Origin of the sequence: Thauera phenylacetica B4P (assembly GCF_000310225.1) — a bacterium.
Classification (GTDB): domain Bacteria; phylum Pseudomonadota; class Gammaproteobacteria; order Burkholderiales; family Rhodocyclaceae; genus Thauera; species Thauera phenylacetica.
The window spans coordinates 1-3,209 of the sequence record NZ_AMXF01000340.1 but is presented as its reverse complement, the minus strand read 5'-3'; the positions used below and the strand labels follow the sequence as shown (position 1 = coordinate 3,209).

General features: G+C 72.2%; 3 protein-coding genes and 1 pseudogene. 2 read left to right on the top strand and 2 right to left on the bottom strand.

The annotated features are described in order from the left end of the window. Together C667_RS21570 and C667_RS21565 are read left to right on the top strand one after the other, a co-directional pair. Nucleotides 1-492: pseudogene (locus tag C667_RS21570) on the top strand (error-prone DNA polymerase); the annotation flags it as partial. Nucleotides 493-608: 116 nt separating this feature from the next. Continuing rightward, nucleotides 609-857, top strand: a complete 249-nt coding sequence (locus tag C667_RS21565; protein ID WP_004384137.1) for a hypothetical protein — start codon at nt 609-611, stop codon at nt 855-857. Nucleotides 858-977: 120 nt separating this feature from the next. On the opposite strand, the gene C667_RS21560 is transcribed toward C667_RS21565, so the two are convergent. Continuing rightward, entirely contained in the window at nt 978-1,589 is a 612-nt protein-coding gene (locus tag C667_RS21560) for an acyl carrier protein phosphodiesterase (protein WP_004384134.1), read from the bottom strand. Then, a complete protein-coding gene (locus tag C667_RS21555) occupies nt 1,586-2,767 on the bottom strand; it encodes an MFS transporter (RefSeq protein ID WP_004384132.1) in 1,182 nt (393 codons plus the stop codon). Before C667_RS21555 ends, C667_RS21560 begins: the two co-directional genes overlap by 4 nt. Nucleotides 2,768-3,209 lie beyond the last annotated feature (442 nt).

Sequence of the window (3,209 nt, the reverse complement as noted above, 5' to 3'; positions counted from 1 at the left end):
GGCGCCGCGCCCCTGCCCGGCCTGCTCGCCGCCGCACCCGGCGGCGACGTCGCCGCCACGCTCGACGCACCCGCCGAGACCGAGGACCTGCTCGCCGACTACGCCCGCCTCGGCTTCACCCTCGGCCGCCACCCGCTCGCCTTCGTGCGCGACCAGCTCGCGGCGCTGCGCTTTCTCACCGCAGCCGACATCACCGCCGCGCCCGACCGCATGCTCGCCCGCAGCGCCGGCCTGGTCACCTGCCGCCAGCGCCCCGGCACCGCCAAGGGCACGCTCTTCATCACCCTGGAAGACGAGACCGGGCTCACCAACGTCATCGTCCGCCCCGAGCTCTTCGAGCAGCAGCGCCGCATCCTGCTCGGCGCGCGCCTGATGGGCGTGTTCGGCCAGATCCGCCGCCAGGGCCGCGTCGTGCATCTGGTAGCGAGCCGGGTGGTGGATCACTCGCCCCTGCTCGGCAGCCTCGCCGCGCGCAGCCGGGACTTCCACTGAAGACCCGCGCTCTCCATCCACCTTGCGCCGACATCCACACGCCGCTCCGGGGCACTCCCGCGCCCGCCGGTGCTATCCTTGTTTCCGTTGCGATTCCGGTTCGAGGAGTCTTTTCCATGAGCGCGCACAAGACCGACGACCCCTTCGGATTCAGGGAGCGCCCGGGTGTCTACGACACCGGTACGGGTGCGATCAAGACTGTCGAGGCCAACCGCGGCATCCCCGGCATCGAGCGCGTCGTAATCCGCAGCTATTGCGGGCGCACGCAGGACGACCGCGTCTTCTACCGCCTCAGCGCCGACCGCAGCCGCGAGTTCGCCACCCTCGCGGAGGCCTTCGCCGCGCGCCCGGTCCACCTGACCTGAGGCGGCCTCACCGACCGGCACGAGGCACCGCCACCCGAGCCGCCCCGCCTCGTGCCACCGCTGCGCTCACGCCGTTTTCTCACGCCGTTTTCTCACGCGGATGCGCTCACGCGGATGCGCTCAACCTGCGCAGGCACCTTGCGCCCGCCCGCGGGCCTCTAGCCACTCGGCCACGAAGCGCCGGGCATCCGGCAGCCAGTCGGAGAAGTCCTGCGCGAAGCCCGCCGGATCGGCCACGAACTCCACCTCCGCGCCCGCGAGCGGGTTGGGCTGGCGCGCCCGCCGGCCCATGCGCGCGAGCACATCCGCGATGCCTTCCAGCCCGGCATAGCTGCCCAGCCAGTCCTCGCCTGCCATCAGGTCCAGCGCAAGGTGGGCGGACGCGGGCAGGTCCGCCCGGCGCGCCGCGAGCTGCCGGTACACGCCGGCGCAATAGGGCGCCAGCGCCCCCTCCCCGTGCAACGCCCAGTCGCGCGCCAGCAGGTGGTCCCAGAAGATGTCGACCAGCACCCCGGCGTAGCGCCGCCGCGCCGCCGACACGCGCGCGCGGCTGGCGCGGAAGGCCGGGTGGGTCTCGGCGAAGGCGTCGATCGCGCGGTGCAGCGCCACTCCGCGCGCGAGGTCGGCGGGCAGCGTGCCCGGCAGCGGCCCCTTGACCCAGTCGCCGAAGACCCCGCCCACCACCAGCGCGGGCGACTCTCCGGCGAGCCAGGCGTGGGCGAGGAAGTTCATGCGCCCTGCCCGGCCGCCGCACGCCGCCGCAGCAGCGCCAGCCACGCCAGCGCGGCCGCGGTGAGCGCGAGCGGCACGATCGAGCCGAGGTTGAGCAGGTCCCAGCCCTGCGTCGTCACCAGCGCGCCGGAAGCGAAGGAGGTAAAGGCCATCACCGCGAACACCACGAAGTTGATCGCCGCCTGCGCCTTGTCCTTCTCCTCCGGGCGATAGGCCTCCATCGACAGCGTGGTCGCGCCGGTAAACAGGAAGTTCCAGCCCAAGCCGAGCAGGAAGAGCGCGACCAGGAACTGGTGCAGGTCCTGCCCCGAGAGCGCCACCGCGACGCAGGCGAAGTTCAGCGCCACGCCCGCGCCCATGACCTGCAGCACACCGAAGCGCTTGATCAGGTGGCCGGTGAAGAAGCCGGGGGCGAACATGCCGATCACGTGCCACTCCAGCACCAGCGCCGCGTCCGAGAAGGGCATGCCGCACACGTCCATCGCCAGCGGGGTGGCCGCCATCAGCAGGTTCATCACGCCGTAGCTCATCGCCGCGGCCAGCGTGGACACGATGAAAACCGGCTGGCGCACGATCTCGCCCAGCGGCCGCCCGCCGTCGGCGCCCGCCTTCTTAGCCGGCTCGGACGGAAAGCGGATGCCCGCCATCACCGCCATCGACACCAGCGCCACCACCGCCAGCGCGAGGTAGGAGCCGAGGAAGGGCGCGCCGAGCGCCTCGCGCGTGTGGTTGGCCAGGTTGGGCCCGATCACCGCACCGATCAGCCCGCCCGCCAGCACCAGCGACACCGCCTTCTCGCGGAAGGACGGCGGCGCCAGCTCGCCGGCCGCGAAGCGGTAGAGCTGGCCGTTGGCGCTGTAGTAGCCGGCAATCACCGTGCCCGCCACGAGCAGCCAGAAGCTGCCGATCGAGAGCGCGAAGGCGCACAGCAGCGCGGTGAGGAAGGCCACCAGCAGGCCCAGCTGGAAGGACAGCTGCCGCCCCCAGCGCCGCTGGCTGCGCGCCACCAGCCCGGTCGACAGCGCCCCGCCCACCACGTAGCCCATCACCGGCAGCGTCGCCATCCAGCCCACCGGCGCCAGACTGAAGCCCACCAGTCCGTTGATGGCGATGAACACCACGTTGTTGGTCAGGAACAGGCCCTGCGCGATCGCCAGCAGCCAGAGGTTCTTCTTCATCGGTAAATGCTGATTTGTCGGGGAGGCTGAACTCTACCCGTTCTGATCGAGCAGCGCCCCATTCGCGGCCCCCATTCGCGGCTGCCGCCGCTCCTACAGGGGCGGCGGTTCGCGTCGGGCGGCGAGGGGCGGAAACGCCAGGGGCGTGTCGGTTCGTGCGCGGCGGCGAAGGGCGCGAAGACGCCGGGTGCGCGCTGGCTCATGTAGGAGCGCCGGCAGGCGCGAATGCGGCGTGCGGGATTGGGAAGCACGTCGGTCGCTCGATCGCCGAATTCGCGGCTGCCGCCGCTCCTACAGGGGGCGGCGGTTCGCGTCGGGCGGCGAGGGGCGGGAACCCCAGAGGCGTGTCGGTTCGTGTGCGGCGGCGAAGGGCGCGAAGACGCCGGGTGCGCGCTGGCTCATGTAGGAGCGCCGGCAGGCGCGAATGCGGCGTGCGGGATTG

Bases quoted from the DNA above. Each gene is read 5' to 3' on its own strand.
- C667_RS21565 (WP_004384137.1), top strand. From the start codon at position 609: ATGAGCGCGCACAAGACCGACGACCCCTTCGGATTCAGGGAGCGCCCG.
- C667_RS21560 (WP_004384134.1), bottom strand. From the start codon at position 1,589: ATGAACTTCCTCGCCCACGCCTGGCTCGCCGGAGAGTCGCCCGCGCTG.
- C667_RS21555 (WP_004384132.1), bottom strand. From the start codon at position 2,767: ATGAAGAAGAACCTCTGGCTGCTGGCGATCGCGCAGGGCCTGTTCCTG.